Annotated in this window: 4 protein-coding genes and 2 pseudogenes; 2 read left to right on the top strand and 4 right to left on the bottom strand. The window is 59.7% G+C overall.

What is annotated here, in order from left to right; translation table 11 throughout:
• Window positions 1-190: 190 nt before the first annotated feature.
• Window positions 191-1,363 carry an IS110 family RNA-guided transposase gene (locus C7G61_RS42095; RefSeq protein WP_244608770.1) on the bottom strand — a complete coding sequence of 391 codons (1,173 nt, stop codon included), beginning with the start codon at window positions 1,361-1,363 and terminating at the stop codon, window positions 191-193.
• Window positions 1,364-1,578: 215 nt separating this feature from the next.
• Complete coding sequence (ltrA, locus tag C7G61_RS42090) at window positions 1,579-2,970, bottom strand: group II intron reverse transcriptase/maturase (RefSeq protein WP_108523349.1); 1,392 nt, start codon at window positions 2,968-2,970, stop codon at window positions 1,579-1,581.
• Between the two features lie 567 nt (window positions 2,971-3,537).
• Between ltrA and C7G61_RS42085 the strand changes: the two genes are divergently transcribed.
• Window positions 3,538-4,374 (top strand): tyrosine-type recombinase/integrase, encoded by an 837-nt coding sequence (locus tag C7G61_RS42085; RefSeq protein WP_108523348.1) that lies wholly within the window; start codon window positions 3,538-3,540, stop codon window positions 4,372-4,374.
• Here the strand turns inward: C7G61_RS42085 and C7G61_RS47785 are convergent.
• Window positions 4,314-4,577, bottom strand: coding sequence for a DUF6788 family protein (locus tag C7G61_RS47785; protein ID WP_420836846.1), 264 nt, complete (start codon window positions 4,575-4,577; stop codon window positions 4,314-4,316). The two genes, C7G61_RS42085 and C7G61_RS47785, sit on opposite strands and share 61 nt — an antisense overlap.
• Window positions 4,578-4,715: 138 nt before the next feature.
• Here C7G61_RS47785 and C7G61_RS42075 point away from each other — a divergent pair.
• A pseudogene (locus C7G61_RS42075) lies at window positions 4,716-4,976 on the top strand (transposase); the annotation flags it as partial.
• Window positions 4,977-4,978: 2 nt separating this feature from the next.
• On the opposite strand, the pseudogene C7G61_RS42070 reads toward C7G61_RS42075, so the two are convergent.
• Window positions 4,979-5,506 (bottom strand): annotated as a pseudogene (locus C7G61_RS42070) (transposase); the annotation flags it as partial.
• Window positions 5,507-5,631: the final 125 nt, after the last annotated feature.

The following is a 5,631-nucleotide window of genomic DNA, read 5'->3' as shown; positions in this document are numbered from 1 at the left end:
CCATCAGACTCGCTCGAAACCGTATTCAACCCGCACACATCATCGCATGGTCATTCTGGCGTAGAGCTCATCAGGCGGCCGCTCAGCGCGCGCACGTCAAAACAAAAAGGCAACTGTAATGCTAGGCTACCGGTCACACATCCGCCTTGGAATCGGTAATGTTCCTTTCGCCCTCTTTCAGTGAATCTAGTCACACCTTCAGAGCGGCGCCTTCAGGCACCAGACCTGTCTCAAGATAGCGCCAGAGCGCAATCAGCAGCTTGCGTGCGACGGCGACGATCGTAATCCGCCGGATGCGGCCCTTGAGTTTGCCAACACGATCGCGGAACCAGATACTCAAGGGGCTGTCAGGCTGATGCCGCAACCACAGCCAGGCGAGCTCAATCATGACCGTGCGAGCCTTGGCGTTGCCAGCCTTGCTGATCCCCTGATCACGGCACGTCGCGCCGCTCTGGAAATGCGCTGGCGTCAGACCGACATAGCTCGCCAATTGTTTGCGATTGTCGAATGAGCGGTAGAACACTTCGCCGACAAGTGTGTTCGAAAATTCGGGCCCGATGCACTTAATTGTGGCCAGATCCTGGATCTTCTTTGCGCTCGTATGCTCCGCCGCCTCAGTCTTGGCCGATGCAATGGCATCGCGCTCCATCTCGATCGTTTTGATCATTCCGATGACAAGCTCCAACCGCTGCAGTTCGCGCAGGATTTCCGCCATGAGCCGCGGCGGCAACGACCGACCATCAGCGGTGCGCAACCGTTCCAGCTGCTGCATCCGATCGCGGCGCAGAGGTTGGTACTCATAGATGCCATGGATCGCGAGCAGTCCGTTGATCCGGTTGACATGTTGGATACGTTCGTTAATCAACCGACCACGCTCACGATGGAGCCGACGGTTGTCCTCTTCGGCAACACTTGGCACGCGCACAACGCTCCAAACCTTCGGCTCACCCCGCAGATACGCCATCAGTGATCGGAGCAATCGCTCGACATCGACGTGGTCAGTCTTCGCGCGACGCGCCCGACGATCAACCTGCAGACTTGCCGGATCAATGACGTAGTTGCGGATGCCGTGTGCTTCGAGCAGGCGGTGAAGCCAGAAGCCGTCGTAGCCAGCTTCGTAGCAAGAAACGATTTCTACGCGCTGCTTTGTTTCTCTGGCAACTCGCGTCCGGATCCGCTCGCACAGATCCAACAGCTCCTTCCCATCGCAGGGCTTCAACGTGTGGCGACTGACTCTGTCCGACAAGGGCGTGTTGACGGCAACAATCCAACTTTTCTTGCTTAATTCGATTGCAAGAAGACAGCGTACGGCGTCATCATGGGTTGCGGCGGGCGGCAGGTTCTTCACTGTCCGGGCTTCCATCAGCGTCTCTCCTATGTATGCACCTGGTGGGAAGGTAGAAACCGAAGCGGTAACACAAACCTCCTGTCCGTCGCGCCTGCATAGGATCTACTTTGGCAGATTTATTGGATTGATCGTCGCAACAGGATTGATCGGGATAGGGGGGAGCCTCGCAGCTCCACCCCTCCCACACCACCGTGCATACGGGTCCGTACACGGCGGTTCGAGAAGTTGCGCTAACACGATTGGAACAAGGATGTCAGGCCGAGCGATTTGAAGTATGCATTTGAGAGCCCAGTAGAGAGGGCTCTGCTGCGGGCGAGATACCAAGGACCGCGGCCGCTGCCGGCCGTGTTCCTTGCAGCCCACTCTGAGACCCCATTTGCGATGAGTGCTGCGCGGCGGCGCCGTGGAGTTTTCCATTGGCGCCACAGAGCGGCCCGCAGTCGCAGTCGGACCCAGCGAGTGAGGGCTATCAGCACCTCGGGCGTTTCGCAGAAGCCGAAATAGCCGCGCCAGCCCCGCATATAGGTGGCCAGTTCTTCCATTGTCGTCTTGATGCTGACGCCCTTGGCCCTTCGCGTAATGTCCCGGATTCGTTGCTTGAACCGTTCCAGCGATTTCGGCGCAATCGTGCGCTTGATGTCCGGACCAGCCGTAAAGCAGAACCCGAGGAACTTTCGTTCCTGCGGTCGTGCCACCGCACTCTTGGCCTCATTTACCTTGAGCTTGAGCTTTTGTGTGATGAAGCGCGAGATGCTCTCCATCACCCGCTGACCCGCGCGTTCGCTGCGAACGTAGATGTTACAGTCGTCCGCATAGCGAACAAAGCGATGTCCCCGGCGCTCCAACTCGCGGTCGAGTTCGTCGAGCACGAGGTTACTTAGCAGTGGCGAAAGAGGACCTCCTTGCGGAGTTCCTTCCACGCTCGGACTGACCAGTCCATTCTCCATCACCCCGGCATTCAAAAATGCCCGAATGAGCTTTAACAGCCGCTTGTCCTCGACGCGCTTGGCGATTTGGCCCATCAGTTTGTCATGATTGACTCGATCGAAGAATTTTTCCAAATCGAGATCGATCACCCATCCGTGGCCTTGCGCAATATATTGCTGCGCTTGAGCCACGGCGTGATGCGCCGACCGACGCGGTCGGAACCCATAGCTGTATTGGGAGAACGTTGGATTCCATTGCCTTTGCAGAACCTGCATCACCGCTTGTTGGATAAAGCGGTCCAGCACGGTTGGGATGCCAAGCTTTCGCACCCCTCCGCCATCCGGCTTCGGGATTTCCACCCGTCTCACCGGTTTTGGTTCGTAGGTTCCGTTCAGCAATTGCTCCCGAATGGACGGCCAGTGCTGCTTCAGGTAGTCGCCAACTTGATCGACCGTCATCCGGTCGACGCCCGCGCTGCCTTTGTTGCTTCTCACCTGCCGCAATGCCTGCTTCAAGTTTGCTCGTTCACATATTTCCTCCATGATTCGACTCGTGTTGGCTGGGCGTTCGGGTTCATGCACCACCGAGAGCGATTCGATGTCTTCCCGTCCCGCCTGCCGGGCTTCACCCGTCGGCGTCGATGAGAAGTCCAGTCTCAACTGGATGTTCAGCCGCTTGTTGCTCTCGAGATTCATGTCCTACTTGCCTCTCCTATCGTTCGGGCCTTCAGTCACCGTTCCCGGCTCGGCCTATCTGTTGACTCCACCTTTCGGCATGGAGTGCCTCACTAGCCTCGCCGACGACATGACCCCACTATGCCCTCTGCTGACTTCTGCCCCGCGGTCAGGATGCCTCGCGGCATTCTCAGTCGCCGAAGCGACACGGGACAGATCTCCTGGGGTAAGCTCAGCCGCCTTCCGCGCACTGTCGCCGAATCTACGCTTCGCATCTTTGATGGATATGGACTTCGCGGTACGTTGCCCGCTTGTCCGATGCTTGCGCCTTGTATTCGGTTTTTGTCCATCGACACACGCGTTTGCTCGATGCTTCCTTCAGACACCGCCTCGCGGCGGTAGCCCTTGCACTTTGCTAGCCCTTCACCTCCATCAGGTTGGGCAGAGGACTTTCACCTCCAAGCTACTGAGCATGCCCAGCACACAACGAAGCCGCTACCGCGGCGTGAACGGCGAGGTGGCGTAGAGCGCCTCCTGCCTGAGAGGATGTGGGTGTTGCAGCCCACCCCCTCAGACAGGAGTATTGAGATGGCCGATTTGAGCCCTCTTCGCCGCCGCATGATCGAGGACATGACAGTCCGCAATCTGTCGCCGGCGACGCAGCGATCCTACATCAGCGCGGTCTCGAAGTTCAGCCGTTATTTTGGCCGATCGCCTGACCGGTTGGAACTGGAAGACGTTCGCGCCTTTCAAGTGCATCTGGTCTCGACCGGCATATCATGGCCGGCGCTGAACCAAATCGTCTGTGCGCTGCGGTTTTTCTACGGCGTTACTCTCGGCGAGGCGCTGATCCCGGAACGCATTCCCTATGCGCGAGAACCGCGCAAGCTGCCGGTCGTGCTCAGCGCCGACGAAGTTGTCCAGTTCCTCGAAGCAGTGTCCAGCCTGAAGAGCCGCGCCGCGCTCACCACCGCCTATGCGGCCGGGCTCAGGGCCTCCGAGGTCGCGGGACTGCGGATCGAAGACATCGACAGTGCTCGCGGTGTCATCCAGGTGCGCCACGGCAAGGGGGCGAAGGATCGCAACGTGATGCTGTCGCCCCAACTACTCGGCATCCTGCGCACCTACTGGCGGCTCGCCCGGCCGCGGCTTTATCTGTTCCCGGGACGCGACGAAGACCATCCAATCGATCAGACCGTGTTGCATGCCGCCTGCCGGTCGGCGGTGAAGGCTGCGGGCCTGACCAAGCGCGTCACGCTGCACACGCTGCGCCACAGCTTCGCGACACATCTTCTGGAGAACGGAACCGACATCCGGATCATCCAGGTTCTGCTCGGGCACAATAATTTGTCGTCGACGGCGCGCTACACGCAGGTCTTCCTCCCGCCCCGCGGCGCCGCCGCATCGGGGCCCAGCAGGTCGTGATTGAGCTCGCAGATCGCTTCGATCGCTTCTTTCAGCTTCTGATAGTTGTCCAGCCAACGGCGCACTTCAGCAACGCGTTCACGGCGCACGCTGAACTGGCGAACGCGTCCGCCGCCATAGCTCACCGTCAGCACGTACACCTGGTGCCCTTCGCCGCGCGCACATTTCGGGCAGCCGCGCTTGTGACGAACCGTGCGCTCCAGCAGCGAACCACGCAGCAGTTCGCCGGTGACCGGCAGCTTGCCGACAAGCTTAGAGCCGGCCCCACCAATCTGAACGATGCGATAAGTGGAGTTTCTGCCTGACGGCGGGCAAGATTGGCCCGCGAATCAGGAGAAACGATGAGCAGACGAGCACGCCGGAACCACACACCGGTTTTCAAGGCGAAGGTGGCGCAGGCCGCCGTCAAAGGCGACCGAACACTGGCTCAGCTGGCGGAGCAGTTCGACATCCACCCCAATCAGATCGCATCATGGAAAGCGCAGCTTGAGGGCGGGGCCGCCGACGTGTTCGGCCCTGGGGGCGGCAACGCGGTGGCGCTACCCGCCATCGATGTGAAGTCACTGCACGCCAAGATTGGGGAACTGACGCTGGAGAACGATTCCTAAGAAACGGCAGCACCGACTTTCGGCTCCAAGGGCTGGAGAACAAAGCCGAATGCCTTGGCACGCCGATGCAAATTGTTGACCACTCGCGTCCGGTAACGCGTCTCGTAGGACGAGGCCCCGGGATCGACATAGTCCATTCCGTATCGCACAGCATTGTAGAACAGAACTGCGATCTTGCGGGCCGTGGCGGTCACGGCCTTGGCTTTGCCGATGCGCGCTGAGAGCCGTCTATAAAAGGCGCCGAGCGCGGTGTCTGTACGACCCACGGTCACGGCAGCAAGGCGCAGAAGTGCCGCCGCCCGGCCGCCGGATCGGCGCGTTCGGGACGAGAGCATTTTGCCGCCGGAGACCTTGTTGCTCGGCGCCAGTCCCAGCCAGGAGGTAAAATGCTTTGCACTTGGCCACGAGGAGAGGTCGTCGCCGCATTCAGCGATCAGCTTCAGCGAGAGGTAAGGACCGAGGCCGTCGATCGTGGTGAGGTCCTTTCCGAGCAACGCGAACAGCGCCTCGCGGACGTCGAAAGCTAGGAGCCTGTCCGAGTAATCGGATTTTTCTCGACGAAGAACAAGCGTCGTGATTCAAACGGTGGATGAGCAAGACATTTCGTCCTTGGGACGTTGATCAGGTTTGGCTGCTGCCGCCATCGATC

Origin of the sequence: Bradyrhizobium algeriense, from assembly GCF_003062295.1 — a bacterium.
Classification (GTDB): Bacteria; Pseudomonadota; Alphaproteobacteria; order Rhizobiales; family Xanthobacteraceae; genus Bradyrhizobium; species Bradyrhizobium algeriense.
Note: the sequence above shows the minus strand (reverse complement) of the source record. Positions and strands in the feature narration are given on the sequence as shown.